The sequence below is a fragment of the Geotalea daltonii FRC-32 genome (assembly GCF_000022265.1).
Taxonomy (GTDB): Bacteria; Desulfobacterota; Desulfuromonadia; order Geobacterales; family Geobacteraceae; genus Geotalea; species Geotalea daltonii.
In genome coordinates this window covers 3,603,216-3,628,976 of the sequence record NC_011979.1, presented here as the reverse complement: position 1 = coordinate 3,628,976, position 25,761 = coordinate 3,603,216, and the positions used below count along the sequence as shown (strand labels likewise).

Below are 25,761 nucleotides of genomic sequence, written 5' to 3'. Positions count from 1 at the left end.
CCTGAAACTGCATTTAACCCGGAGCAACACAAGGAGCCGATCGGATAATGGCCTTACCTTCCACCATCTACCGTGCAAACATCCAACTGGCCGATGTTGATCGTAGCAGCTATGAAACGCTGCAGGCAACCATTGCCCGTCACCCATCGGAGACTGCAGAGCGCCTGGTGTTGCGTCTTTTGGCCTATGCCATCTGCTACGTGCCCGAACTGGCCTTTACCAAAGGGGTCGGCGCCGGAGCCGAGCCCGATCTGTGGGTCAAGGGGGGCGATGGCCGGGTTACGCTCTGGATCGAAGTGGGAACACCGGAGCCGGAACGCTTGCTCAAGGCGGCCCGTCATGCGGGCAGGGTAGTGCTTGTGGCGAGCGCCCAGAACCGGAGCCGCTGGGAGGACCAGCACCTGGCCCGGCTTGGCGCCATGCCGAACCTTTCGGTCGTCGGCATTGATTTCAATTTTGTAAGGGGACTGGCTGACGGCCTGGAGCGGTCAATCGCCTGGGAAGTTACCATCACCAGTGGCACTATCTATGTAACTACTTCCGGCAAGACTCTGGAAGCTCCACTGGAACTGCTGGCCGGTCTCCCATTGAGCGAAGCATAGAGTGCACGCTTGACAAACGGACACATATTAATCAACTTTATCAGCAAACCTAAAAAAGGAAGGAGCACAAAATGGACGACTTCAATGTGAATTACCCACGCACCGCCGATCAGGTTGCCATCGCCCAGAACACCCTTATCAGACAGGTCTACGCCTGGATGGGTGGCGGACTTCTGGTTACTGCAATTCTGGCCATGGTCACCATTTCTTCACCGGTTATGCTCAATGCCATCTTCGGCAACAGGTTGGTGTTCTACGCACTTATCCTGGGCGAACTGGGGCTGGTATTCGCCATTTCCGGCGCCATCAACAGGCTCAGCGCCACTGCAGCCTCGTCATTGTTCATTCTCTATGCCGCCCTGAATGGCGTCACCATGTCCGCCATCTTCGCCGTCTACACCGCCGAATCCATCGGCTCCACCTTTGTCATCACCGCCGCCACCTTCGGTGCCATGAGCATTTATGGTTATGTGACAAAGCGTGACCTGACAGGCATGGGCAGCTTTCTCTTCATGGGGCTGATCGGTATTGTCATCGCCTCGATCGTCAATATCTTCACCAAAAGCAGCGCCGCCTCGTGGATCATTTCTGCCCTGGGGGTGATAGTTTTTACCGGTCTTACCGCCTATGACACCTGGAAGATCAAGGCCATGGCCGCGAGCGGTGCAGAGGGTCGGAAACCGGCCATCCTCGGTGCCCTTACCCTTTATCTGGATTTCATCAACTTGTTTCTCATGCTGCTACGTCTGCTCGGTAACCGCCGCTAGTGTCCCGTGCGGTTAGTTCTCTGCAAGAATTTCGAGGGATTTTGGTTCCCGGCAAGGCGCGGCGACGCAGGCCTAGCAGGGCCTAAGTCGAGGAGCCGCAACACAGCCGGGGGCCAAAAGACCCGAAATTATCAGGAAAGAATTAGCCGCACGTGACTCTGTCGTACTTAGGAATGAATCTGCCGCGAGAATAGCAGATCAGTCCATATTTCCGTAAATCTGTCCTCGACCTGCTATCCTCTCGCTGCGATCCCCCATGTCAGACAGACTCCTGGCAGGTTGTTGAAAAACTGTTGCGTGGCCGATCTGCTGCGTTATCGCTCGCTCAAAACCTCAACGTACAGTGGGTACGCTTCGGCTTTTCGCTCGCTTAAGCCTTGCATTTCGGCCTACTCTCGACGTTTTTCAACAACCTGCTAAAACCTAGAAATAGACCAAGAACCTATGCCTTCTCCGTTGAGTGCATCTTCCGGGCAATTTCAACAAAGGCATTGGCTGCGGGCGATAGTTCCCGCCCCTTCCTTTGTACCAAATAAAAATGTCGCGAAAGATTCACCCCGCTTACGTCCATTGCTGCTAGTTCTTTTCTTGACAGTTCTTTATTTATTGAGATCTGTGAAATAAAAGAAATCCCCAATCCGTTCATCACCGCCTGCTTTATGGCCTCGTTACTTCCCAGCCGCGCCTTTACCTGTATGGCGGCTATATTCATTCCTGCAGACACCAAGGCTTCAGCTACTGTTTTGCCCGTCCCGGAACCGGACTCACGGAGGATGAAAGCCTCCTCCTGCAGCTCCTCCAGGCCTATTGCTTTCCTGCCGTGCCATCGATGTTTTTCCCCCACCACAAGCCTGATTACGTCATTACCCACCGGTGTGAGGATAAAGTCATCATTGTCGAACCAACTGCCGATGATTCCGGTTTCAATTTCTTCATTCTGGATCTTGGCAAGAATCTCCCGGCTGTCACCCTGAATCATGTTTACGGTGAGCGAAGGAAAACGGGCCAGCAATAAAGACAGTATTTCAGGAATGATATAGTCGCCTGGAATGTTGCTGCCACCGATGCACAGGGTTGTGTATTCGACTCCCCGGAAGCGGCTCATGGCCAGTGCGACCTCCTGTGCCGCGACAACAACCTGCCGGGCGTGCTGCCGGAACACCTTCCCCCCCTCAGTGAGCAGTGCACCCTTGCCGGTCCGGTCCAGTAGCTTGACGCCGAATTCTTTTTCCAATGAGGATATGTGCAGGCTTACCGTCGACTGGGTAATGAAGGTCGCCTCTGCCCCTTGGGAAAAACTGCCCGTTTCGGCCACTGCCAAAAAAACCTCTAGCTGTTTCAGGTTCATGAATATTTCTCCTATTGGGAAAAACGATGGTAATTATAAGTTTTATCAAAATTATCAATTTGACAGTGGGGAGTCAATCATTTATGAGAAGAGTAGCGATTCCAGTTAGAAACCCGATTAGCACTACCGTCCGGTCCAGGGGGAGAAGGTAAGGACTGATGTTTAGTGCCGAGCAGTTTAGCAGGTTGTTGAAAACTATTGCGGGATCGCTCTGCTGCGTTGCCGCTCGCTCGGAAACTCGACGTACAGAGGGTACACCTCGTCTCCTCGCTCGCTTGAGCCTTGCATTGCGACCTCCTCATGACGTTTTTCAACAACCTGTTAGAAAACGATAAAAAACCGGAAGGAGTAATAAATGAATAAGTTGTTGATGCTGTTGGTTGTTTCCTGTCTTCTTAGTGCCGCTCCTTGCTTGGCAAAGAGCCGTGGCGGTGTCGTCACGGTGGAGGTGGATCTTTCCGCGCAGGAGCCGGGCAAGGAGGCAAGACTCTGGCTCCCCTATGCCGTTTCCGATGCGGAGCAGCAGATTTCCCATGTGAAGATCTCCGGCGACTATGCCTCCTCTGCCGTGTATACAGAACGGGTCAACGGTACCCCGATCCTTTATGCCCAATGGGACAAAAATACTGCCGGCCGTAAGCTGGTCTATTCCTTCACCGTGGAAAGGGAGGAAGCGGTGCGCCGCAGTTTTCCTGCAAAGGAGTCGTCGTGGAGCCCTGACGACTATCGACAATATCTTGCTGCTACCAGCCTCGGACCGGTCGATGGGGAAGTGAAGAAAATTGCTGAAATGATCACCAAAGGGAAAACAACCGTACTGGAGAAGGCGAAGGCCATCTATGACTGGACCTGCGAAAACACCTGGCGCGATCCAGATACACGCGGCTGCGGCAAGGGGGATGTCTGTGCCCTGCTCAAGAAGCCCGGCGGTAAATGCACTGATATATCTTCGGTCTTTGTCGCCCTTGCCAGAGCGGCCGGGGTTCCGGCCCGCGAGATCTTCGGTATCAGGCTGGGCAAAAAGGCAGAAGAGGATATCACGGGGTGGCAGCACTGCTGGGCCGAGTTCTATTTGCCCGGTTACGGCTGGGTTCCCGTGGATCCGGCAGACGTGCGCAAGGCGATGCTGGTGGAAAAGCTGAAGCCAGAGGATGTCAGGACACGGGAGCTGCATGACTACTTTTGGGGAGGGATCGACCAATATCGGGTGAAACTTGCCTTCGGGCGCGATCTGGTCCTTAATCCTGCCCAAAGCGGAGCGCCGCTCAATACCTTCGGCTATCCCTATGCAGAGGTTGGTGGCAACGTGATAGACTGGCTGGAGCCGGCAACCTTCAGTTACCGAATAACCTACCGGGAGAAGTAGCCTGCCTCAGGCTGGATAAAGGCAGCTAAAAGCCGCGTCTGTCAAGGATGCGGCTTTTTTTTATGGGCGATTGTCATCAGAAGGGCGGCTCTGAAGGAAAGAAGGGTCGAGAAAGGTTTCTCGCCTGCCCAAAAAAGAGGCAGAATGTTAAATTCATATAAAATTTCGCAGAAATTCACCTGCTCGTACACCTTTTTCCACAAAGTTATCCACAGATTCTGTGGATTACAGGCGCATCCAGCAGGCTTTTATCCATAAAAGTCAGAAAGTTTTCCACTTTTTTTATTGTTCCCAAAAACGACAATTAATTGACGGCCGCTCAGTGGGGGGAAGTATTTATTTCCACGACGGAATCACTTTGGTTGCCACTTGCTGTCAAAAAACTGACAAACATTTTCGGTCCTGTTGACGCTGTCCGGGGGGGCGGTTCCCGTGCGGTTAGTTCGCCGCAAGAATTCTGAGGGATTTTGGTTCCTGGCAAGGCGCGGCGACGCAGGCCTAGCAGGGCCTAAGCCAAGGAGACGCAACGCAGCCAGGGGCCAAAAGAGCCAGAATTGTAAGGAATGAATTAACCGATCGGGACACTAGCGCCTGCCGCCTGCCATGCGCTCGCTTTCCGGACAACGGCGCAACATGTACATGAAGATGGGGCCGGTGACCGCGCCCAGGCCTGCAGTTGCAAATGCGACTCCCCAGTCGGCATCTATTCCGGGCCAGGGTTGCCAGCCGTGGCACAGGTCAAGAGCCCAGCCGAAAACGGTTGGCGAGATCATTCCCAGGGAATAACCGATCAGGGATTGAAGTCCCATGGCAGCACCCATATAGCCGGGAGCCACCAATTCCGTCAGTCCTGCCGAAAAAACCGGTGATTCGGCAACTATCAAATAGCCATAGACAATGCCGACGGCAAAGGTGAGGTAGGGATTGACATTCACCAGCCAGCCGAAGGTGAAGGAGAGCATGGCGCTGCCGCACATGACTATGAAAATGGTTCTGGTCCTGCCCAGGATATCTGACAGGGTACCGGTAATGGCGGTGGAAAAGGTGCCGATGCCGATAATAACCGCTGCTGCAGTGGCCGCCCAGCCGGTGGCGATTCCTTTGGCTATGCCGTGACCCACCAGTGCGGCGGTGAAAAAAGGCGCCAGCCAGCTTCTCATGCCGTACATCTCCCACATGTGGGAGCCATAGCCCAATATCATCAGAAATGCCGGCTTGTTGCGAAGTACTTCGCCGCGAAAACCTTGTTCGGAAGCGACGTGCACAGTGGGGTGGTAGCCTTTGAAGACGATGAGGGACAAGGCTGCACCGCAGTAGACACCGATGGAGCAGACGATGAAAGCCCATCTCCAGCCGGCCAGGGAAGTGACGGCGCCGGTCACCGCCAGGGATAGGGATGCACCAAGAACCAGCGATCCCACATAGATGCCGACTGCCTTTCCCCGCTTGCCGGCAGCAAATTTTTCCGCCACCAGTTTCAGTCCGGGCATGTAGGTCCCCCCCATGCCTATGCCGGTCAAGCCCCGGAACACCAAGGCAGATAGATAATCATGGGCGCAAAAGGCAAAAAGCAAGTTGGCTGTGCCTGACCACAGGGCCGAGAAAATGAAGATGTGCTTGGTGTTCAGCCGATCTGTCAGGGTGGAGAGGATGACCCCAGAAGCAATGTATCCCAGCTGGTAGACGGAGAATATGGAACCGGCTTTGACGTTGTTCATCTCCCATTCTTGCTTCAAGAGTGGAAGAACCGCCGAATAATTGATGAAAGCCAGCATGATGAATATCTGGGCCAGGCAGAGGGTCAAAAGCCAGCGGGTCTTTTGGTTCATGATAACCTTTTTCCGGGTAAGGAACTCAACTCAGGCGGGCATTATAGCTGGCCGGTTATTTTTTAGCCAGAATAAAAAAGCCTGCCGAGGGGCAGGCTTTTGTCTGAAAGCCGTGGTCGAAGGCTATTCGTTGGTAGCCCACTGGCCGTGAAGAGAACAGTATTCTCGAACGACAACCTTACCGCTTCCCGCCGGGAAAACTGCCTGGGGAACATCGCCCGGCTTCAGTTCCTGGCGGAATATCCGGCCATCGGCAACCACTTCGATCCATTCAATAAAATGCTGCTCCTCCATGGGATGGGGGATGCTGCCGACTTTGACAGTGATGCCGCCGGCGTTCTTTTCAACTACCGGCAGATGTTTTTCCCGGGAAGCGTCCACCGTATTCTCCACCTGCAGCGCCATGGGACTGCCGCAGCAGACCAGTTCACCCGCTCCGGCGTGAAAGACCTCGATTATGTTTCCACAGCTTTGACATTTGTAGATTTCCAGTTTTTTGCTCATAGTGTTACCCTCCTTCATTTAAAATTAAGACGACCATTTCGGTCTTTTTTATCTTATAGCAGGTAGTCTGAAGATTGCAACCTGCATCATTAAATTTATTGCCCCATTGCTATGGGTAAAGACTCAGCCGACTTCCGCAAATTCCCGCTCCCGGAACTCAACACCCAGCGAATGGGCAAGCTCTCTGACCTGGCCGATATCGAGTCCCGGCACCGTGACAGCGCTGGCTACAACTTGCGGTATATATTTGAGGGCTTCCCGGAGAAAATCGCAGACCCCGTTGAAACCGGCTTCGCCAAAGGGGGTGTGGCAGAGCCGATCATAGGTCTCGGGGTCGGCGGCGTTGAGGCTTACGGAGACGCAGTCGATGAGGCCTTCCAGCTCCGGCAGAATGTTCCTGCCGTAAACAAGGTTGGCCTGGCCGTCGGTATTGATCCTGGTCCTGATCCCCCGTGTCTTCAGCTCAGCAGCGATCTCCTTGATCAGGTCAAGGCGCAGGAGCGGCTCGCCATAGCCGCAGAAGACCACTTCCTCATAGCCGTGGTGCTCGGCAATTGCCGCCATAACCTCGCTGAATCCCGGCTCGTGGTCCAAAAGCAGATAGTGCCCCTTGACGGTGAAATCCTCGAATTTGGCGCAGAACGAGCAACGATTGGAGCAGCGATTGGTGATGTTCAGATAGAGGGATTGCCTGATGCGGTAGGCAATGCGGGCATTCTGGTCTTTGGCGCCGATATTGAAAAGGTTGCGCACATTGAGTGTAGTTATCCGGCTCACATCCTCCACCGACAATCCTTTGATTTCGGCTACCCTGGCTGCGGTGATACTCACGTAAGCCGGTTCATTGCGTTTGCCCCGATGGGGGACAGGGGTCAGGTAAGGGCAGTCGGTTTCGACCAGCATCTTTTCGATCTTCGTACCCTGTACAACCTGGCGCAGGCCTTCGTTGGACGGATAGGTGACGGTGCCCGGTATGGAAATATGGAAACCCAGGTCGATGCACCGGCTGGCCATTTGCAGATCGCCGGAAAAGCAGTGGAAGACGCCTCCCACAGCACCGGCATTCTCTTCCATGACAATGGCCATTACCCGGTCATGGGCGTCCCGGTCGTGGATGATGACCGGCAGCGATACCTCCCTGGCCAGACGGATGAAACGGCGGAAGACCTCTTCCTGCAGGTGGCGGGGCGAGCGGTCCCGGTAGAAATCCAGGCCGATTTCGCCGATGGCCACAACCTTTGTGCAGCTGTTGGCCATATGGCGAATTTCTTCGTAGCATTTGTCCGTCACCCCTGAGGCATCATGGGGGTGGATACCCACGGCACAATAGAGGTTTTCATACTTGGTCGCCAGTTCACAGGCTGCCCTGCTTGTCGCCACATCGGTGCCGACGACGATGATCTCGCTGACACCGGCTTCTTCCGCCCTTTTCAGCATATCAGCAAAATCATCTTTGAATTCAGGCCCGTAGATGTGGGCATGTGAGTCGATCAAGGTGTTATAAGGCATCATTATGCATTCCCTTCAGTTTTGATTAGGGAGGCAGGATAGCACCGGCAGCCGTTGCATGCAAATTTTTCCCATGGAGAATCGGCAATAGTGAGGCAGGAAAATTGAGGAGAGAGCTGGCCGAAACGGTACCAACCCTCCGTGAACAGATATTCAGCGGGCCATCACCAGCTTGTAGGCTATGGATGCCACATGCTTCCCTTGGTAGCGGGCAGCCGCAAGTTCGTTCTCGGTCGGCTGCCGCTCCCCCTGGGTGCCGGCAACGGTGGATGCGCCGTAGGGAGACCCCCCGGTGATCTCATCATTGCGCATCTGGCCCTGAAATGCATAGGGGAGGCCGACGATGACCATGCCGTGATGGAGCAACGTAGTATGAAAGCTGAGGATGGTTGATTCCTGCCCTCCATGCTGAGTATTGGAGCTGGCAAAGACGCTCCCCACTTTGCCGATCAGTGATCCTTTTACCCAAAGACCGCCGGTTGCGTCCAGAAACTGGCGCATCTGGCCGCACATGTTGCCGAAACGTGTCGGTGAACCGAAAATTACAGCATCGGCCTCTGCCAGCTCGTCAACGGTGCAGATGGGAATATGGGACATGCTCCGTTGCGCTTCCACCGCTCCCATCTTCTCAAGTACATCATGGGAAAGCGTTTCCGGAACTCGGCGGAGCACTACTTCCGCCCCGACTACTTCCTTTGCCCCTTCAACAATTGCCTCTGCCATGCGGTGTATGTGCCCATACATGGAATAATAAACTACCAGTACTTTCATGCAGTTACCTCCTATCGAAAAGTGCAGACGATGAATAGTGCAAATACTCTATCACGTATTGCCATGTGCGCAAGGGAAGGCGGTTTTGCCCCGTTGGCTTGTTGACACCCCAGCTGTTGTTATGTAATAATAACCGAAATTTTTTAGTTTGACTAAAAGGGAGCCATGGGCAGGACCGGCTCCCATAGTTGTATTTAAGGACCCATGAGCCAGCCGGATTTCGTACATCTTCATCTGCATACCCAGTATTCGCTGCTGGACGGCGCCATTCGCCTCGGTGACCTGATCAAGAAGGTCAAGGGCTATGAGATGCCTGCCGTTGCCATTACCGACCACGGCAACATGTTCGGCGCCATCGAGTTCTATACCAAGTGCAAGGACAAGGGGATCAAGCCGATCATCGGCAGCGAGGTTTATATTGCTCCCGGCTCCCGGTTCAGCAAGGAGAGCGGCAATGGCCACGAGTCTACTTCGAGCTATCATCTGGTCCTGCTCTGCCAGAACCTGCAGGGCTACAGGAACCTTTCCTGGCTGGTCTCAGCCGGTTACAAGGAGGGGTTTTACTACAAACCGCGCATCGACAAGGAGATACTGGCTGAGCACAGCGAAGGGTTGATAGCGCTTTCCGCCTGCCTCAAAGGGGAGGTTGCCTATCAGTGCGGCCGTAACCGAATCGAAGATGCCGTTGCCACAGCCCGCTGGTATTCCGAGCTTTTTCCCGGCCGCTATTACATCGAACTCCAGGAAAACACCCTTCCAGAGCAGGATGTGGCCAATAAGCGCCTGCTGGAAGTGGCCTCGGAGCTTTCACTGCCGCTGGTTGCCACCAACGACTGTCATTACCTTAACCGCGAGGATGCCAAGGCCCACGAGGTTTTGCTCTGCATCCAGACCGGCAAGACAATGAACGATCCGAACCACATGCACTTTTCGGCCGAGGAGTTCTACTTCAAGTCCCCCCAAGAGATGGCTGCTGCCTTCCATTATGCGCCAGAGGCCATTGCCAATACGGTGCGCATTGCCGAAAGCTGCGACTTTGAGCTTGACTTCAAGACCTATCACTTTCCCCAATACATCAAGCCGGCGGATAAAAGCCTTGATGATGTCCTGGAGGAGCAGGCCTATGAAGGGCTCAAGGATCGGCTGGTGGCGGTGCGGGCCAAATATCCGGACCTGACGGCGGATCAGGAAAAGGGTTACTACGACCGGCTCAGGATTGAGCTCGACTGCATCAAGCAAATGGGCTTTCCCGGTTATTTCCTCATTGTTGCCGACTTCATCAACTGGGCCAAGGACCATGGCATTCCCGTCGGCCCGGGACGCGGTTCGGCAGCCGGTTCGCTGGTTGCCTACTCCATCCGTATCACCGATCTGGACCCTATTCCTTACAACCTGCTCTTCGAGCGGTTCCTCAATCCGGAACGTATATCCATGCCTGATATCGACGTGGATTTCTGCCAGGACCGCCGCGAGGAGGTGATCCAGTACGTCACCGAGAAGTATGGCCGGGACAAGGTCTGCCAGATCATCACCTTTGGTACCATGGCTGCTCGAGGCGTGCTCCGCGATGTGGGCCGGGCGCTGGACATGAGCTACGGCGATGTGGACCGCATAGCCAAGCTGGTGCCTGAGGTCCTGGGCATTACCCTGGAAAAGGCCCTGCAGCAGGAGCCGAAACTGAACGAGCTGGCCGAGGCCGATCCTCGCATTAAGGAGTTGCTGGATGTGGCTCTTTGCCTGGAAGGGTTGGCAAGACACGCCTCTACACACGCAGCCGGTGTGGTTGTGGCGCCTGACGTGCTGGAGGCTTTCTGCCCGGTCTACAAGGATCAAAAGAACGGGTCAATAACCACCCAGTACTCAATGAAGTACGTGGAAAAGATCGGCCTGGTAAAGTTCGACTTTTTGGGCCTCAAGAACCTTACGGTCATCCACAATGCGGTGAAACTGATCCGCGCCGGGAAAAATGCCGATTTCGATATCACTGTCCTGCGCGATGATGACGAGGAGACCTACAAGCTGCTCCAGTCCGGCAACACCACTGGCGTATTCCAGCTTGAATCCTCCGGCATGCAGGGACTGCTGGTCAAGCTGAAGCCATCCTGTTTCGAGGACATCATCGCGGTTTGCGCCCTTTACCGTCCCGGCCCTCTGGGCAGCGGCATGGTTGACGACTTCATCGACCGAAAGCATGGCCGCAAAAAGGTTGTCTACGACCTGCCGCAACTGGAGCCGATCCTGAAGGACACCTATGGGGTCATCGTCTACCAGGAACAGGTCATGCAGATCTCCCGCGTCCTGGCCGGCTATTCCCTCGGCCAGGCCGACCTCCTGCGCCGCGCCATGGGTAAGAAAGACCCCGAGGTCATGGCCAAGGAGAAGATCCCGTTTCTGGCGGGGGCGGAAAAGCAGAATATCGATCCGAAAAAGGCCGAGGCCATCTTCGACCTCATGGCCAAGTTCGCCGAATACGGCTTCAACAAGTCCCACTCCGCCGCCTATGCCCTGGTGGCCTACCAGACCGCCTATCTCAAGACCCACTATCCGGTAGAGTTCATGGCAGCCCTCCTCACCGAGGACATGGGCAGTACCGACAAGGTCATCAAGAACATCAGCGACTGCCGGGATATGGGGATCGAGGTGCTGCCCCCCGACATCAACGCCTCCGATCTTTCCTTCCGGGTCCTGGGAAATTCCATCCGCTTTGGTCTGGGGGCGGTGAAGAACGTGGGTGAATCTGCCATCGAAGCGATACTGGAGGCGAGGAAAACGGGTTCTTTCGCCGATATCTTCGATTTTGGCGAGCGGGTGGACCAGCGCAAGGTCAACAAGCGGGTGGTGGAATCATTGATCAAATGCGGCGCCTTCGATTCCACCGGCGCCAAGCGGGCGCCGCTCATGGCGGGGCTGGAAGATGCCATGTCCTTGGGGCAGAAAATCCAGCAGGAGCGGGAGAGTGCCCAGGTTTCACTTTTCGGTGTCGAGGAAATGACCAGGGGGAACGGCAACGGCAAGGGAAGCCTGCCCGACCTGCCAGAGTGGGATGACAAGTTTCTCCTGAACCAGGAAAAAGAAGCCCTCGGCTTTTACATTACCGGGCATCCCCTTGATCGCTATTCTGCCCAGATCAGGCGTTTTGCTTCCGTCCATACCTCCGATTTTGCCGAGATCAAAGACAAGGCCGAGGTCAAGATCTGCGGCATCGTCGTGGCCAAAAAGGAGTTCATCACCAAGAAAGGTGACCGCATGGCCTTCGTCACCCTGGAAGACCTGCATGGCACGGTGGAGGTGGTGGTGCTGGCAAAGGTCTACAGTCGGGTTGCCGAGTGTCTCGCCGGCGATGACCCCATCCTCGTCAGCGGCACGGTGGAAGTGGGCGAGAAAAATATCAAGGTCATTGCCAGCGATGTTGTACTGCTCAGGGAGTTAACCGAGCGGGAGACGCGCCGTGTTCATGTGACGGTGCAGTCAGGTATTGCCCGTGAACAGCTTGAATCCCTGAAAGGGATCATCAAACGCTATCCGGGTTCCTGCAGATCCTATCTGCATATCGTCATTCCCGAACAATCCAGGACCACCATCAATCTTCCCGATACCTGCATGCTGTCTGCCTCTGAAGATTTATCTCTGGAAGTAAAGAATCTGCTGGGTTATAATGCCGTTTCTTTCGAGTAGCCCAGTTAGTTCACCAATGTCTGGTTCAAATTCAGTGCAACCTAAAGGAGACCCGAATAAATGGCGACACAGACCTACCTGGAGTTTGAAAAACCGCTGGCAGACCTGGAGCGCAAGATCCAGGAGCTGCACGAACTATCAAACGATACCCTGGATTTGAAGACCGAGATCAGCAAGCTGGAGAAAAAGGCAGAGCAGGTACAGGCTGATATTTATTCCAATCTCAGCCGCTGGCAGACCGCCCAGGTAGCTCGCCACATCAATCGTCCATTTACCCTTGATTATCTTGAGCTTATCTTTACCGAGTTCAACGAGCTGCATGGGGATCGCAACTTTGGAGATGACCATGCCATAGTTGGTGGCTTGGCAAGGCTCGACGGCGAGCCGGTCATGGTTATCGGCCATCAGAAAGGGCGAGACACCAAGGAAAAGGTCTTCCGCAACTTCGGCATGCCTAACCCTGAGGGCTATCGCAAGGCGCTACGTCTCATGGAAATGGCTGAAAGGTTCAAGCTGCCCATCATCACCTTTGTTGACACACCGGGTGCTTTCCCGGGCATCGGTGCAGAAGAGCGGGGGCAGGCCGAAGCCATCGCCCGCAACCTGCGGGAGATGTCACGCCTGACAGTGCCGATCATCGTTGTCATCACCGGCGAGGGGGGCTCGGGGGGGGCGCTGGCCATAGCGGTGGGCGACCGGATTCTGATGCTGGAGCATTCGGTCTATGCGGTTATCTCCCCTGAAGGATGCGCAGCCATTCTCTGGTCCGACGGCACCAAGGGTGAGCAGGCAGCCGAGGCGCTGAAACTGACGGCCAAGGATATCAAGGCGCTGGAGGTCATCGACGAGATCGTCAAGGAACCCCTGGGAGGAGCCCATCGGGACCATGAGACAATGGCTAAGAACCTGCACCAGGCCCTGGCCAGGAACCTGAAAGAGCTGCGCAAGATTCCCGCCGAGCAGCTGATCGAGGAGCGTTACCAGAAATTCAGAAAGATGTCACGGTTTGTGGAATAGCCAGCAGATGAAGCATCGAGGCGGGAAGGTTTCCCGCCTTTTGTTTTTACGCAGAGTTCTTCATTCATGTTGGGGGAAAGGTTTCATGGACAGGGATGACATTCGTTGGCAGCAAAGATTTGCTAACTACAACAAAGCTCTGGCCCAATTGAAGAAATTTGTCGATAAGGGTAATCTGAGCGAGCTTGAAGAGCAGGGAGTTATCCAGGCTTTCGAGTACACCTACGAACTGGGTTGGAACGTGATTCGCGACTATTTGCGCGAGCAGGGCAACCGGAATATTTACGGGTCGCGAGACGCCATCCGAGAGGCATTCGCCCTTGAACTGATCGTTGACGGGGACGGCTGGATGGATATGCTGAAGGACCGCAACCTCACAGTGCACACCTACAATGAAGATACTGCCCGCACCATAGCCGAGAATATCGTCAATCGCTACTTCGCACTCTTCAAGGCATTAGAGGAAACAATGCAACATCTGGCCGATTCCCAGGGCGGTTTGAATGAGTGACCAGCGCTTCGGTCTCAAGGAAAGCACCATCGAGAAGATAAATGGAGTTTTTACCTCCTGTCCGCAAATAGAGAAGGTCATTCTCTATGGCTCGCGCGCAAAAGGAAATTATCGCCACGGTTCCGACATCGATTTGACTATCATCGGCAATGAGTTGACTCATCCACAAATGCTGCGCCTTGCGAACGAGCTGGATGACCTCCTGCTTCCCTACAAGATAGACCTTTCTCTGTTTCATAAAATCACCAATCCCAATCTGGTGGAGCATATCCGTAGAGTAGGCAAGGTGTTCTACGAAAGAACCGACAGTTAAGAAGGAATTTACATGCAGGAACGCTTACAGAAAATACTTTCCCAGGCCGGCATCGCCTCCCGCCGGGAGGCTGAAAAAATCATTACCGCCGGTCGCGTTGCCGTTAACGGACAAGTCGTCACCGAGTTGGGTTCCAAGGCAGATGCCGAATCAGATCGGATTACTCTGGATGGCAAGCCCATCAGGCAGGAGTCCCGCAAGCGTTATCTCCTCCTTTACAAGCCGGTCGGCTACATGACCACCATGAAAGATCCGGAAGGGCGGCCCATTGTCACCGATCTGCTCAAGGATGTGAAGGAGAGAGTCTATCCGGTGGGGCGGCTCGATTACAACACGGAAGGGCTGCTGCTTTTGACCAATGACGGTGCTTTGGCAAACAGACTTGCACACCCAAGCCACGAGGTGGATAAGGGCTATCTGGTGCGGATCAGGGGCCAGGCGAGCCCTTCGCAACTGAAGCATCTGCAGATGGGGGTAGACCTGGAAGACGGCATGACCGCACCGGCGCAGGTCTCACTGGTGCGGGAAAGCGACCATAACTGCTGGATCTCCATTACCATCCACGAGGGGCGTTACCGCCAGGTGCGCCGCATGTGCGAAGCGGTGGGGCTGACTGTGGTCCGGCTGAAACGTTCCCGTTACGGCTTCCTGGAGATAGGGGAACTCAAGCCGGGTCAGTACCGGGAATTGAGTTCAACAGAGGTTGAGCGCCTGCAGCAGGGAGAGCGGAAGTAGATATGAGGATCTGATTGTGCGCCTCTGGACCCTGCATCCCAAATACCTGGACCAGAAGGGACTGGTTGCCCTGTGGCGGGAAGCGCTGCTGGCCCAGGCTGTTCTCAATGGGCAGACCCGGGGCTATACCCGGCATCCCCAATTGATCCGCTTTCGGCAAACGGCTGCTCCGGCGGCTTCCATCGCACTATATCTGCTGGAGGTGCACAGGGAGGCCCTGAAACGGGGCTATTCCTTCGATAATACAAAAATTGGTCCGACGGAGGGTGCTGAACTCATCGTGGCCACTTCGGGACAGCTGGAGTACGAATGGGTTCACCTGAAAGAGAAACTGCAGGTTCGTGCTCCGTCGTTGCTAATGAATATCCAGTCCATTTCCCTTCCAGACCCTCACCCCTTGTTTCCCATTGTCCCCGGCATTGTCGCTGAGTGGGAGCGGCTGAAAGAATAAAAAAAATCCCGTTACACCTTGCTCGGTGACCGGGATTTTTTTTTAAAGTGCATATTTCCTGCCTTAGTCCTTAATCGATCAGCTTGCCGATGCTTCTCCAGCGTACGCCGAAATTTTCCTTGTCCCATGACCAGTACTTGATGAAAGCGAGCCCTTTGATCTGGTCATTCCTGACGAATTTCCAGAAGCGGCTGTCGTAGGAACGGTCCCGGTTATCTCCCATGACAAAATAGGCATTGGTCGGTACGGTAATCAGATCGGTGTTATCCCGGGGATTCTGCTCTTTTGGGATAACGTCCTTCTCCTTGTGGACTTCGTGGGGGTTTTCGTACAGCTTGCCGTTGACGTAGACCTTCTTGTCGATCACCTGAATCGTATCGCCTGGGGTGCCGATGACCCTTTTTATGAAATCCTTGCTGGGGTCTTCGGGATATTCGAAGACAATGACATCGCCACGCCGGGGATCCCTGATCTTCAGCAATCTTGTACTGGTAAAAGGAATTTGGGTACCGTAAATGAACTTGCTGACCAGGATATGATCGCCGATGGCCAGGGTGTCTTCCATGGAACCGGATGGGATCTTGAAGGCCTGGACGATAAAGGTACGGATAATAAGTGCCAGAATAACGGCAATAATTATGGACTCGGCATATTCCCGAACAATGTGTTTTTTCTTGACCTGCAGCTCTGGTTTCGCCGATTCCGATGTCATGTTCTTGTAATCTTCCATGGATTATCCTTTGTCTGTATCAGAGATTGAGGGCTTTGCTTTATCCTCTTCATCCTTCTACTTTGAGGATGGCGAGAAATGCCTCCTGGGGCAGTTCCACATTGCCGACGTTCTTCATGCGCTTCTTGCCTTCCTTCTGCTTTTCCAGAAGTTTCCGTTTTCGGGTGATGTCGCCGCCGTAGCATTTGGCAAGGACGTCCTTGCGCAGGGCTTTGACGGTTTCCCTGGCTATTACCTTATTGCCGATGGCTGCCTGAATGGCAATTTCGAACATCTGACGGGGGATCAGCTCCTTCATTTTCGACACCAGATCGCGCCCGCGGTAATAGGCCTTTTCCTTGTGGATGATCAGTGACAAGGCATCTACCACCTCCCCGTTGATCATGATGTTGAGCCGCTCCAGGTTGCTGCGCCGGTAGTCCAGGTGCTCGTAATCCAAAGAGGCGTAGCCTTTGGTAATGGATTTCAGTCGGTCGTAGAAATCCAGCACCACTTCGTTCAGGGGCAGTTCATAGACAATCATCACCCTGGTCGGTGTCAGGTATTTAATCTCTCGCTGCACGCCGCGTTTTTCCTCGCACAGGGCCAGGATGCCACCGACAAATTCGTTGGGCACATGGATGGAGGCGAGGATGAATGGCTCTTCCACGAACTCTATTTCCTGGGTCGGGGGGAGCTGGTTAGCGCTCTCGATGGTGATAATCGATCCATCAAGCCGGTGAACCTTGTAAACGACGGTGGGGGCAGTGGTGATCAGGTCAAGGTTGAACTCCCGCTCCAGGCGCTCCTGTATGATCTCCATGTGCAGAAGGCCGAGAAAACCACAGCGGAAGCCGAAGCCAAGGGCAAGGGATGTTTCCGGTTCATAGGAAAAAGACGAATCGTTCAGTTTCAGCTTGGCCAGTGCATCGCGCAACTGCTCATACTGGGAGGTGTCGATGGGATACAGCCCCGAGAAGACCATCGGCTGCACTTCCTTGAATCCGGACAGGGGCGCATCGCAGGGGTTGTGCAGATTGGTGATGGTGTCACCGACCTTGGCGTCCTGCACATCCTTGATGCCGCCGATAATGAAGCCGACCTCGCCTGCGGAAAGGCTTGCCACTTCGCACATGGCGGGGGAAAAGACACCCACCTTGAGGACTTCATAGTTACGGCGGTTGGACATGAGCTGAATCTTGTCCCCTTTCTTGACGGAGCCGTCAAGGATACGGACAAGGACGATTACCCCCTGGTACTGGTCGTACCATGAGTCGAAAAGAAGCGCCTTGAGGGGTTTTGCAGCATCACCCCTGGGGGGCGGAATTTTATTGACGATTTCCTCGAGAATTTCCCTGGTGCCGATGCCTTCCTTGGCGCTGGCGAGAACGGCGTCATGGGCATCGAGGCCGATGATGTCCTCTATTTCCTGCTTGACCCGTTCCGGCTCGGCGGCAGGAAGATCGATCTTGTTCAAAACCGGAAAGACATCCAGATCGTTTTCCAGGGCGAGATAGACATTGGCCAGGGTCTGGGCCTCTACCCCCTGTGATGCATCAACCACCAGCAGAGCGCCTTCGCAGGCGGACAGAGAGCGGGAAACTTCATAGGTGAAGTCCACGTGTCCTGGGGTGTCGATGAGGTTCAGTATGTATTGCCTGCCGTCATTAGCCTGATAGTTCAACCTGACGGCCTGGGCCTTGATGGTGATGCCCCGTTCCCGTTCCAGGTCCATTTTGTCCAGAACCTGGTTCTGCATTTCCCGTTCGGTCAGCGCTCCGGTATATTCGAGAAGACGGTCGGCAAGGGTCGATTTGCCGTGATCTATGTGTGCAATGATGGAGAAGTTGCGTATGTTATCCAGTACCATATTACCCTTTTATTACCTGTAGTTGAACAAGTAACAATATATAACTATACCTTGAATGTAAAGGGATTTCTGAGGTTTTGCCAGGAGGGGAAAGGGGTGAGATTAGGGAGCTATTTTTTCATTCAGTTCATGAAGAAGTTTATCTACATCCACCTTATGTACCGAGGCACCATGCTCCACTGCCTCAAAATCGGCTATCTGGCAGTCATGGCAATCGAGTCCGTACCGCTCGAAGATGGTGATGGTTTGGGGATACCGCCGGATAATGTCACCAATGGTCATGTCCTTGTTGATCATGGTCGCTTCTCCTTGTGCCATCTTCGGCAAATTATTTCAGCGATTGAACTTCGCATCCAGAGCCTTCTTGACCGCAGGGGGAACAAGGCCTTCTATGGGTCCGTTGAGGGAGCTGACCTCTTTGACTATGGATGATGAGAGGTAGCTATAGGGTACGGATGTCATCATGAACAGGGTCTCGATATCCTGGGTGATACTTCTGTTCATCTGGGCCAGTTGGAATTCGTATTCGAAATCCGATACCGCCCGCAATCCCCTGATGATCACCGTTGCCCCCTGATCGCGTACGTAGTCCACCAGAAGGCCGGTAAAGGTGTCGACTTCTGCCCGTTCACTGTCGCCCAATACCTCCTTGATCAAGGCAATGCGCTCATCTGTGGGAAACAGGGAGTTTTTCTCCGAGTTCTTAGCCACAGCGACGATAATTTTGTCGAAGATCCTCAGTCCACGTTCGATGATATCCAGATGGCCGTAGGTAATGGGATCGAAGGAACCGGGATAGACAGCTATTTTCAGGGGCATGTTAATCCTCTAGCTTGATTTTTTAAGAAAAGCCAAGACGGTGTCTCCGTAGACCCTTCTGTCGAACTGCTGCAACTGGCCAAAACCGGCAGGGATATCTTCCTGCACCGAAAACTCCGCAACCACTATAGTATCATCGGTAGCAAGCAAAGAGTGGGATAAAAATTCAAGAATTTTCTCCGTGTGTCCCTTGCTGTATGGTGGATCAAGAAAAATGAGATCAAATCCATCCCCCTGCCTTTCCAGGAGCCTCAGGGCTACCAGCGCTTCTTCGACCATGAGGCGGGATTTTTCCGCGAAACCCAGCATCTGCAGGTTTTTCGCAATCATGGCTGCAGACTGGCGGTGATTGTCGACGAAGACGGCATAAGCGCCGCCCCGGCTGAGCATTTCAATGCCAAGGCTGCCGGTTCCGGCAAAGATGTCCAATGTCCTGACGGCTGAAAGGTCGTCCATAAGGTTGGTCAGAATGTTGAACAGGGATTCTTTTACCCGGTCGGCAGTAGGCCTTACCCGCATGTCTTTGGGCGAAGCCAGTTTACGCCCTTTTGCCGAACCGCTTATGATGCGCAATTGCCAGTTTCTCCATGAACCTGATCTTTTTTGCCAAGCTCGATTCATATGCTATTATAGAACAGCATTTTTGAAAAGGTTAAAAACCTACCATGAAGGGGGGGGCTCGTCAAGGAGAAGTTTGTTGTTGACACCCTCCTGACCTGATACTAAATAGTTTCCATCCGGAAAGGGTTCTTTTCTGCCCTGGCGGCGTTAATCTGCGGGCTTACTTGTGCGACGTACCGATGTACGTCTCCGCGCAAGCCCTTGATTTCCCTGCCAGAACAAAAAATCCCCTCTTTCCGAATCGGAAACCACCAGTTTCTCATCCGGAGTTTCCGGATGGAAACAAAATAGTACTTAATCGGAGGAATATAAAATGTCAGAAGCTGCAAGTGTGATGGAAAGGCCAGACCTGGCCGGTTATGCGGCAAAAAGCGCCCTTTCGCGCGGACGCAGGTACCCGGAGGAATTGCGCGACGACCGCCCTGCATTCGAGCGTGACCGGGACAGAATCATCCATTGTGCTGCATTCAGGCGTCTGGAATACAAAACCCAGGTATTCGTCAATCACGAAGGGGACTACTATCGTACCAGGCTTACCCATTCCCTTGAAGTGGCACAAATAGCGAAAGGCATTGCCCGCAGGTTGAAGCTGAATGAGGAATTGACTGAGGCCCTGGCCTTGGCCCACGATCTGGGCCATACCCCCTTCGGCCATACCGGAGAAGAGGTCTTGAACCGGCTGATGAAGGGATTTGGCGGCTTTGAGCACAACCTCCAGTCACTCCGGGTGGTTGACGAACTTGAGGAAAGATACCCGGAATTCAACGGCCTGAACCTGTCCTGGGAAGTTCGGGAAGGGATTATCAAGCATTCTTCTCCCTATGACAGGCCTGAAGGTGGCATTGCCGAATTTCTGCCGGGGATCGTTCCGACTGTAGAAGCCCAGCTGATGAATTTTGCCGACGAGATCGCCTATAACAATCATGATATAGATGACGGACTCAAATCCGGATACATAACCCTGGAGCAACTGGAGAGTGTGGATCTGTGGCGTGAGGTCCGGCAGAATATTTCAGAGCAATATCCGGGCATTGATCCCGACAGGCAGAAGTGTCAGACCATAAGTGCCATCATCGGCCTTTTGATCACCGATATCACCGAAACCACCATGGGCAACATCAGGACCAATAACATCAAGGATCTCGACGACCTGCGCCGGGTCAACAACCAGGTGGTCTGTTTCAGCCCTCAGGTGGCAGAGAAAAACCGGCAGCTGAAGAGATTTTTGATGGAAAACCTCTACCATCATTACAAGGTGGAAAGGATGCGGGTAAAGGCAGAGCGATACCTTTCACAGCTGTTCGATGTCTACATTTCCCATCCGACCCTGCTGCCGCGCAAATATCTGGAGAAAATGGAGCGTGAAGAGCGGGAACGGGTGGTCTGCGATTACATTGCCGGCATGACCGACCGCTTTGCCCTGGACGAATACAAGCGGCTCTTCGAACCATATGAGAGGGTTTAGAAAACGCCGAGTGATGGCTTATATCACCTTTTGGGCAGGCGACAACCTGAAGAGAAATATCTTGACTCATTAGCCCGTGATGGGATAGATTTTTCAACACCAATTTGATTCAGATAGACGATAATACTAAACCACCTGCGAAGGTGGGGCGGAAAGCCTAATGGGTCTCAAGGAGACAGCCGGGTTGCCGAAATATCAATTATAGATATCCGGTCCCGGCTGTTTCTATTTTCAGGTCCGGCAAATTGAAAGGAGATATGGTATGAAAAAACTGCTTTTAGTGCCGATGATGGCAGCAATTTTGTCTGCACAGCCTGTTTTGGCAAATGTCGGCTTCGACATGAACATCAACATCGGAAATGGCGGTGGCAGGCAGCCGGCAACAGTGGTCGTTCCTTCACCGGCACCCGTTCCCATTTTCGTAGAAGAACCACCCGAGTTCATCATTCCGTCAGCTCTAGGTTTTTATGTGGCAGTGGGTATCCCCTACGACATGTTCTATATCTCCAATACTTACTATGTATACCGCGACAACACCTGGTATCGTTCTCCCCGTTATAACGGACCGTGGGTAGCTACTTCGTATCGCAGGCTTCCTCAGGGACTCCGTCGCCACAAATTTGAAAGAATCCGCTATGTCAGGGATGAAGAGTACCGACGCTACCGTGGGGATGGCGATCATTATCGTGGAAGGCACTTCCGTCCCGACAAGCATGAAATAAAAGAGCATCGTAAGGAAGAGCGCGAGCGTATGAAGGAAGAGCGCAAGTGGGAAAAGGAAGAACGCAAGTGGGAAAAGCACGAGCGGAAGCATGGGCGGCATGAGGACTAACTGGACATCTGTATAATCTGATTAAAAGGGCGGGGAGGTTTTTCTCCTCGCCCTTTTTTATGATCTTTATCTGCGGGAAGGTTTTTTTGCGGCTTTTTCCGAGGGAAGCTCTATGGCTGGCTTGTCGGCTTTCTTATAGAGCAGAAAGGTTCTGCCCAACACTTGAGCAACCTCGGCACCGCATGATCCGGCAAGTTCGGCAGCAGCTTCATATCTGTCCAAAAGGCAACTCTCCAGTATTTTAACCTTGATCAATTCGTGTGCGGCAAGGGCTTCCATTGTTTCCCTGATCAGGGACTCATTAATCTCGCCTTTGCCGATGGTAATGACCGCCTTCAGAGGGTGTCCCAACCCCCTGAGAAATCTCTTCTGTTTTCCTGTCAGCATATCTGTTCCCCGTAAATTATTTTGATCGCTGCGATTAATACCATCTCCAGCCACCCAAGGCAAATTTATTATGGCAGGTTTGGAGATATGTCGTTCTGGTGTTGCATTTACCGTTTCCTATGTAAGGTGTAGAAAAAGTAAATTATTTATGTAATGCTGTTACTCATATTTATTGGATGATTGTCGAGTTACTGGTAAATTATTAATAGGGTTTTAAGGGTGGGTGCTGCTAAAATCGCTAGTTACGCAGGGTTAGCACGGGTGAATGTTGGGTGGCATGGATCTGGCATATAGATAGCCGAAACAGCTGCCCCATGTATATCCGCTGTACCTGGTTTCGGGAGGTCAAGGTGCTTTACAAAACTGTCAACGAGTCATTCAACGAATTTGTTATCGACAGGAGCGATGCCAAGTGCATTCGCTGCAAGGTCTGTGTCCGTCAGTGTTCTTATGGGGTCCATTCGTATGTGGAACAAGATAATGTCCTGATTGAGGATAATACCAGCTGTATCGGCTGTCGCCGCTGCTCGGCCCTCTGCCCGACCGGCGCCATCACCATCCGGTCCAACGAGGAAGTTTTCAAGAAAAACGAGTCCTGGTCCACTGCCCATATCCGCAATCTCTATGCCCAGGCCGATACCGGCGGTATTCTCCTTGCCGCCATGGGCAATCCGGCCAAATATCCCATTTATTGGGATCATATGCTGCTGGATGCATCGCAGGTTACCAATCCCTCTATCGACCCATTGCGGGAGCCCATGGAGCTGCGCACCTACCTGGGGAAAAAGCCCCATTCCATAGAAGTTGTCCAGGACAAGAAGACGGGCAAGCCGACGCTGAAGACCAAGCTTTCACCCCAGCTCAAGCTTGAATATCCTTTTATCTTCTCTGCCATGAGCTATGGCGCCTTGAATCTCAACGCGCACCGGGCCATGGCTGCCGCCGCCCAGGAACTGGGAACCATCTATAACACCGGCGAAGGCGGTTTGCACAAGGATCTGTATAAATACGGCAAGAATGTCATCGTCCAGGTTGCTTCCGGGCGTTTCGGTGTCAGCGAGCAGTACCTGAATGCCGGTGTCGGCATCGAGATCAAGGTGGGGCAGGGCGCCAAACCTGGTATCGGCGGTCATCTGCCCGGAGAAAAGGTCAATGACCAGATCTCCGAAACCCGCATGATACCCATGGGCTCAGACGCCATCTCTCCAGCGCCGCACCATGATATATATTCAATAGAAGACCTGCGCCAGCTGATCTTCGCCCTGAAAGAGGCAACCAATTACGAGAAGCCTGTCTCGGTCAAGATTGCTGCAGTTCATCACGTGGCGGCCATTGCTTCCGGTATTGCCAGGGCCGGTGCAGACATCATTACCATCGACGGTTTCCGCGGGGGTACAGGTGCCGCACCCCAGGTTATACGTGACAACGTGGGTATTCCCATGGAATTGGCCCTGGCTGCAGTCGATTCCCGGTTGCGCGACGAGGGGATCAGGAACCAGGTTTCCATCGTCGTCGGCGGCGGGGTGAGGAACTCGGGCGACGCCATCAAGGCCATCGCCCTTGGTGCCGATGCCATCAACCTGGGGACCTCGACACTGCTCGCCATGGGCTGTACCCTCTGCCAACGCTGCTACACCGGCAAGTGTCCCTGGGGGATCACCACCAACGACCCCTATTTGGCCAAGCGCCTCAATCCGGAAGTCGGTGCCGAAAAGCTCGTCAACCTGGTTCACGCCTGGGGTCACGAGATGAAGGAAATTCTCGGCGGCATGGGGCTGAATGCCCTGGAGTCCCTGCGTGGCAACCGCTACAAGCTGCGGGCGGTCGGACTTTCCGAAAAGGATATGAACCTTTTGGGTGTCATGCCGGCCGGTGAATAAAGCCGGAAACGCAACTATTTAATCCTCTGAACCATGAAGGATAAAGCAATGAAACGAATCTATAGCATCGAAGACGCCTGTATCGGTTGCCATCTCTGCGAGGTGGCCTGCATTACCGAGCACTCAAAATCGAAAGATCCCATCAAGGCTTTTCTCCATGAGCCTGAGCGTCCCATCGCGCGCTGTACGGTGGAGGAGATTGACAGCGGAGTGGTGTCGTTTTCCACAAACTGCCGCCACTGTGACGAGCCCGATTGCCTCAGGGCCTGCATCTCCGGCGCCATTCAGAAACTGGATGACGGCAGGGTGTTAATGGACACGGATAAATGTGTCGGTTGCTGGTCCTGTGTCATGGCTTGTCCCTATGGAGCGGTTCAGCGTAACCTGAACAAAAAGAAGGGCAATAAATGTGATCTTTGCCCCGATCGGCAGAGCCCGGCCTGTGTTGACGCATGCCCCAACCGGGCCCTCGTTTACAAGGAGGGGAGCCAGAAATGAACTATGTCATCATCGGCAATTCGGTTGCCGCAGTCGGCGCCATCAGAGGCATCCGCAACCATGACGCCAATGGAACAATAACGGTGCTCTCCAGGGAAAATCGCATTGCTTACGGCCGCCCTCTGATTTCTTACCTCCTTGGCGGCACCATAACCGACAAAAAAATGGCCTACCTGCCGGAAGACTTCTATGAAAAGAACCAGGCAAACATCCGGTTAGGCGCTGAAGTCGTTGCCGTCGACAGTGGCAAAAAACAGGTGAAGCTTGCTGGCGGTGAGACCATTCCCTTCGACAAACTCCTCATTGCCACCGGCGGTGATCCCTTCGTCCCTCCCATTGACGGGCTGCAGGGCAAAGAAAAGATTTTTACCTTCACCACCTGGGATGATGCGGCTAAGCTCAAGGCTCTTTCCTATGATATCCGGCGTGTCGTTGTCATCGGTGGCGGGCTTATCGGCCTCAAGGCCGCCGAAGGGCTTTACCAGCTGGATAAGAAGGTAACCATAGTCGAACTGGCCGATCGCATCCTCTCAGCAGCCTTTGACCGTACCGCCGGCCGCATTGTAGCGAAGAAGATGAAGGCCAACGGCATCGACGTCATCACCGAGGATACGGTGGTGAAGATCGAGGGGGAGGGAAGGGATATCACCGGCGTTACCCTCAAATCCGGCGATTTCATTCCCTGCGATACGGTTATCGTTGCCATCGGCGTTCGTCCAGCCGCCTCATTCCTCAAGGGGAGCGGCATCGAAGTAAATCGGGGAGTAATTGTCGACGACCGCATGGAAACTTCGGTAAAGGGCATTTTTGCCGCGGGTGACGTTGCTGAAGCTAGTGATTTCTTTTCAAAAAGCAAGAACCCCATGCCCATCTGGCCCGATGCATACATTCAGGGAGACGTGGCCGGCGCTGCCATGACCGGCAGTGAAAAGGGGTATGTGGGCGGACTGGCCATGAACTCCATCGAGCTGTTCAAGGTGCCGACCATTTCCATGGGTATCACCAATCCCCAGGATGAGAAGGAATTCGAGATTCTGACTTATCTTGACCAGGAGAACTACCAGTACCGCAAGATCGTCCTCAAGGACAATATTCTTGTCGGCGCCGTTCTGGTGGGCGCCGTTGATCGGGCCGGCATCTTTGCCGGACTTGTGCGGGAGAAGATCGACGTTGCGCCATTCAAGGACAAGCTTCTGGCGGTGGATTTCGGTTTTGCCCACCTGACCAGAGAGATTCGCAGCACCCTGTTTGCGCCGCAAGGGAAAGTAGCCTAACCGGAGGA

General features: G+C 53.7%; 25 protein-coding genes and 1 riboswitch. Of the genes, 14 read left to right on the top strand and 11 right to left on the bottom strand.

Annotated elements, in window-relative coordinates; all coding sequences use genetic code 11:
• Nucleotides 1-47 precede the first annotated feature (47 nt).
• Together GEOB_RS16395 and GEOB_RS16390 are read left to right on the top strand one after the other, a co-directional pair.
• Nucleotides 48-602 carry a YaeQ family protein gene (locus GEOB_RS16395; RefSeq protein ID WP_012648372.1) on the top strand — a complete coding sequence of 185 codons (555 nt, stop codon included), beginning with the start codon at nucleotides 48-50 and terminating at the stop codon, nucleotides 600-602.
• A gap of 71 nt (nucleotides 603-673) precedes the next feature.
• On the top strand, nucleotides 674-1,369 hold the full coding sequence (locus GEOB_RS16390; protein ID WP_012648371.1) for a Bax inhibitor-1/YccA family protein: 696 nt from the start codon (nucleotides 674-676) through the stop codon (nucleotides 1,367-1,369).
• Between the two features lie 442 nt (nucleotides 1,370-1,811).
• Here GEOB_RS16390 and GEOB_RS16385 read toward each other — a convergent pair whose 3' ends face one another.
• Nucleotides 1,812-2,717, bottom strand: a complete 906-nt coding sequence (locus GEOB_RS16385) for a selenium metabolism-associated LysR family transcriptional regulator (protein WP_012648370.1) — start codon at nucleotides 2,715-2,717, stop codon at nucleotides 1,812-1,814.
• Nucleotides 2,718-3,072: 355 nt separating this feature from the next.
• On the opposite strand from GEOB_RS16385, the gene GEOB_RS16380 reads away from it, so the two are divergent.
• Nucleotides 3,073-4,083: a transglutaminase-like domain-containing protein gene (locus GEOB_RS16380; protein WP_012648369.1), complete on the top strand. Its 1,011-nt coding sequence runs from the start codon at nucleotides 3,073-3,075 to the stop codon at nucleotides 4,081-4,083.
• A gap of 584 nt (nucleotides 4,084-4,667) precedes the next feature.
• On the opposite strand, the gene GEOB_RS16375 is transcribed toward GEOB_RS16380, so the two are convergent.
• From GEOB_RS16375 to wrbA, 4 genes are all read right to left on the bottom strand, one after another.
• Nucleotides 4,668-5,912 carry an MFS transporter gene (locus GEOB_RS16375; protein ID WP_012648368.1) on the bottom strand — a complete coding sequence of 415 codons (1,245 nt, stop codon included), beginning with the start codon at nucleotides 5,910-5,912 and terminating at the stop codon, nucleotides 4,668-4,670.
• 123 nt (nucleotides 5,913-6,035) lie between these two features.
• Nucleotides 6,036-6,416 carry a desulfoferrodoxin gene (locus tag GEOB_RS16370; protein WP_012648367.1) on the bottom strand — a complete coding sequence of 127 codons (381 nt, stop codon included), beginning with the start codon at nucleotides 6,414-6,416 and terminating at the stop codon, nucleotides 6,036-6,038.
• Nucleotides 6,417-6,539: 123 nt separating this feature from the next.
• Nucleotides 6,540-7,928, bottom strand: a complete 1,389-nt coding sequence (locus GEOB_RS16365) for a TatD family hydrolase (protein ID WP_012648366.1) — start codon at nucleotides 7,926-7,928, stop codon at nucleotides 6,540-6,542.
• A 150-nt stretch (nucleotides 7,929-8,078) separates the two neighbouring features.
• Nucleotides 8,079-8,696 carry an NAD(P)H:quinone oxidoreductase gene (gene wrbA, locus GEOB_RS16360; RefSeq protein ID WP_012648365.1) on the bottom strand — a complete coding sequence of 206 codons (618 nt, stop codon included), beginning with the start codon at nucleotides 8,694-8,696 and terminating at the stop codon, nucleotides 8,079-8,081.
• 204 nt (nucleotides 8,697-8,900) lie between these two features.
• Between wrbA and dnaE the strand changes: the two genes are divergently transcribed.
• The 6 genes from dnaE (at nucleotide 8,901) to GEOB_RS16330 (ending at nucleotide 15,398) form a co-directional block, all read left to right on the top strand.
• Complete coding sequence (dnaE, locus tag GEOB_RS16355; RefSeq protein WP_012648364.1) at nucleotides 8,901-12,371, top strand: DNA polymerase III subunit alpha; 3,471 nt, start codon at nucleotides 8,901-8,903, stop codon at nucleotides 12,369-12,371.
• 60 nt (nucleotides 12,372-12,431) lie between these two features.
• Nucleotides 12,432-13,388 (top strand): acetyl-CoA carboxylase carboxyltransferase subunit alpha, encoded by a 957-nt coding sequence (locus GEOB_RS16350; protein ID WP_012648363.1) that lies wholly within the window; start codon nucleotides 12,432-12,434, stop codon nucleotides 13,386-13,388.
• 85 nt (nucleotides 13,389-13,473) lie between these two features.
• Complete coding sequence (locus tag GEOB_RS16345) at nucleotides 13,474-13,899, top strand: nucleotidyltransferase substrate binding protein (RefSeq protein WP_012648362.1); 426 nt, start codon at nucleotides 13,474-13,476, stop codon at nucleotides 13,897-13,899.
• The gene (locus GEOB_RS16340) at nucleotides 13,892-14,212 is read left to right on the top strand and encodes a nucleotidyltransferase domain-containing protein (protein WP_012648361.1); all 321 of its coding nucleotides are present in this window, start codon (nucleotides 13,892-13,894) and stop codon (nucleotides 14,210-14,212) included. The genes GEOB_RS16345 and GEOB_RS16340 overlap by 8 nt, the downstream gene beginning before the upstream one ends.
• A gap of 12 nt (nucleotides 14,213-14,224) precedes the next feature.
• Nucleotides 14,225-14,947, top strand: coding sequence for a pseudouridine synthase (locus GEOB_RS16335; RefSeq protein ID WP_012648360.1), 723 nt, complete (start codon nucleotides 14,225-14,227; stop codon nucleotides 14,945-14,947).
• Nucleotides 14,948-14,963: 16 nt separating this feature from the next.
• The gene (locus tag GEOB_RS16330) at nucleotides 14,964-15,398 is read left to right on the top strand and encodes a pyrimidine dimer DNA glycosylase/endonuclease V (protein WP_012648359.1); all 435 of its coding nucleotides are present in this window, start codon (nucleotides 14,964-14,966) and stop codon (nucleotides 15,396-15,398) included.
• Between the two features lie 70 nt (nucleotides 15,399-15,468).
• Here GEOB_RS16330 and lepB read toward each other — a convergent pair whose 3' ends face one another.
• The 5 genes from lepB to rsmD form a co-directional block, all read right to left on the bottom strand.
• Entirely contained in the window at nucleotides 15,469-16,128 is a 660-nt protein-coding gene (gene lepB / locus GEOB_RS16325; protein WP_012648358.1) for a signal peptidase I, read from the bottom strand.
• A gap of 49 nt (nucleotides 16,129-16,177) precedes the next feature.
• Entirely contained in the window at nucleotides 16,178-17,977 is a 1,800-nt protein-coding gene (lepA, locus tag GEOB_RS16320; RefSeq protein ID WP_012648357.1) for a translation elongation factor 4, read from the bottom strand.
• A 102-nt stretch (nucleotides 17,978-18,079) separates the two neighbouring features.
• Entirely contained in the window at nucleotides 18,080-18,274 is a 195-nt protein-coding gene (locus GEOB_RS16315; protein ID WP_012648356.1) for a DUF1858 domain-containing protein, read from the bottom strand.
• 36 nt (nucleotides 18,275-18,310) lie between these two features.
• Nucleotides 18,311-18,796 carry a pantetheine-phosphate adenylyltransferase gene (coaD, locus tag GEOB_RS16310; RefSeq protein WP_012648355.1) on the bottom strand — a complete coding sequence of 162 codons (486 nt, stop codon included), beginning with the start codon at nucleotides 18,794-18,796 and terminating at the stop codon, nucleotides 18,311-18,313.
• A gap of 9 nt (nucleotides 18,797-18,805) precedes the next feature.
• A complete protein-coding gene (gene rsmD / locus GEOB_RS16305) occupies nucleotides 18,806-19,369 on the bottom strand; it encodes a 16S rRNA (guanine(966)-N(2))-methyltransferase RsmD (protein WP_012648354.1) in 564 nt (187 codons plus the stop codon).
• 361 nt (nucleotides 19,370-19,730) lie between these two features.
• On the opposite strand from rsmD, the gene GEOB_RS16300 reads away from it, so the two are divergent.
• On the top strand, nucleotides 19,731-20,882 hold the full coding sequence (locus tag GEOB_RS16300; RefSeq protein WP_012648353.1) for a deoxyguanosinetriphosphate triphosphohydrolase: 1,152 nt from the start codon (nucleotides 19,731-19,733) through the stop codon (nucleotides 20,880-20,882).
• Nucleotides 20,883-20,997: 115 nt separating this feature from the next.
• Nucleotides 20,998-21,074, top strand: a riboswitch (cyclic di-GMP riboswitch).
• Nucleotides 21,075-21,144: 70 nt separating this feature from the next.
• Nucleotides 21,145-21,714 (top strand): YXWGXW repeat-containing protein, encoded by a 570-nt coding sequence (locus GEOB_RS16295; RefSeq protein WP_012648352.1) that lies wholly within the window; start codon nucleotides 21,145-21,147, stop codon nucleotides 21,712-21,714.
• Nucleotides 21,715-21,780: 66 nt separating this feature from the next.
• Here the strand turns inward: GEOB_RS16295 and yhbY are convergent, their stop codons facing one another.
• Nucleotides 21,781-22,101, bottom strand: a complete 321-nt coding sequence (gene yhbY, locus GEOB_RS16290; protein ID WP_012648351.1) for a ribosome assembly RNA-binding protein YhbY — start codon at nucleotides 22,099-22,101, stop codon at nucleotides 21,781-21,783.
• A gap of 350 nt (nucleotides 22,102-22,451) precedes the next feature.
• Here yhbY and GEOB_RS16285 point away from each other — a divergent pair, with 350 nt between their 5' ends.
• The 3 genes from GEOB_RS16285 to GEOB_RS16275 are packed head-to-tail and all read left to right on the top strand — an operon-like array spanning nucleotide 22,452 to nucleotide 25,753.
• Nucleotides 22,452-23,981 (top strand): glutamate synthase-related protein, encoded by a 1,530-nt coding sequence (locus GEOB_RS16285; RefSeq protein ID WP_012648350.1) that lies wholly within the window; start codon nucleotides 22,452-22,454, stop codon nucleotides 23,979-23,981.
• A gap of 48 nt (nucleotides 23,982-24,029) precedes the next feature.
• The gene (locus GEOB_RS16280) at nucleotides 24,030-24,479 is read left to right on the top strand and encodes a 4Fe-4S dicluster domain-containing protein (protein WP_012648349.1); all 450 of its coding nucleotides are present in this window, start codon (nucleotides 24,030-24,032) and stop codon (nucleotides 24,477-24,479) included.
• Nucleotides 24,476-25,753 carry an NAD(P)/FAD-dependent oxidoreductase gene (locus GEOB_RS16275; RefSeq protein WP_012648348.1) on the top strand — a complete coding sequence of 426 codons (1,278 nt, stop codon included), beginning with the start codon at nucleotides 24,476-24,478 and terminating at the stop codon, nucleotides 25,751-25,753. The genes GEOB_RS16280 and GEOB_RS16275 overlap by 4 nt, the downstream gene beginning before the upstream one ends.
• Nucleotides 25,754-25,761: the final 8 nt, after the last annotated feature.